1 protein-coding gene is annotated in these 773 nt (G+C 65.1%); it reads left to right on the top strand.

Translation table 11 applies throughout. The features are described 5' to 3' along the window. Positions 1-773: heparan-alpha-glucosaminide N-acetyltransferase domain-containing protein (locus FV226_RS27660; RefSeq protein ID WP_147765426.1), on the top strand; the 773-nt coding region annotated here is incomplete at both ends.

Here is a 773-nt window from a genome sequence, read left to right as displayed (position 1 = left end):
TCCCGTAGCCGACCCGGTCGACGCCCGGACTGCCCTGCCGGCCGTGGCCCTGGCCCGCCTCCTCGTCAGCCTGTGCGCACCCATCTTCATCGCGTTGACCGGCGTGGCTGCGTACCTGTTCGGCACCAGGCATACGCTGGCGGAGACACGGGCCTACCTGCTGAAGCGTGGGCTCGTGCTGATGGCGCTGGAGGTCCTCTACCTCTCGGAACTGTACTGGGGTGTGGCCAGCCCGACGCTTTGGCTGCAGGTGATCTGGTGCATCGGCATCTGCATGATCGTCCTCGCGGCCATGATCGGCCTGCCACGTCCGGTTCTATTCGCGGTAGGGCTGCTGATCGTCGGTGGCCACAACCTCCTTGACCCGATCCACCTCCAGCCTGACCAACCGTTTTTTGCGGTCTGGGCGATGCTGCACCAGCGTGACGTCATCGCGCTGCCGTTCGGGCTGGTCGCCAAGACGACCTATCCCGTGCTCCCGTGGATTGGCGTGATCGTGCTCGGCTACGCGGTCGGCCCGTGGTTTCTGCCCAAATTCGCCACGCACACCCGCGAGCGCCGGTTTATGGCCCTCGGCTGCGGAATGCTCGTTGCCTTCGTGATCCTGCGTCTGGCGAACGGCTACGGCGATAAGTCCTGGTTCGTGGTCGAGGGCGACGCGCTTCGAACCACGTTGAGCTTCGTCTCGCTGACGAAGTATCCCCCCTCGTTGTTGTTCCTGCTGCTGACGCTCGGGATCGGGGCGCTGCTCCTGGTTGCCCTTGAACGGATGC

The sequence above is a fragment of the Methylobacterium sp. WL12 genome, assembly GCF_008039475.1.
Taxonomy (GTDB): Bacteria; Pseudomonadota; Alphaproteobacteria; order Rhizobiales; family Beijerinckiaceae; genus Methylobacterium; species Methylobacterium cerastii.
The sequence above is the reverse complement of the archived record's forward strand: the minus strand, read 5'-3'. Positions and strand labels throughout refer to the sequence as shown.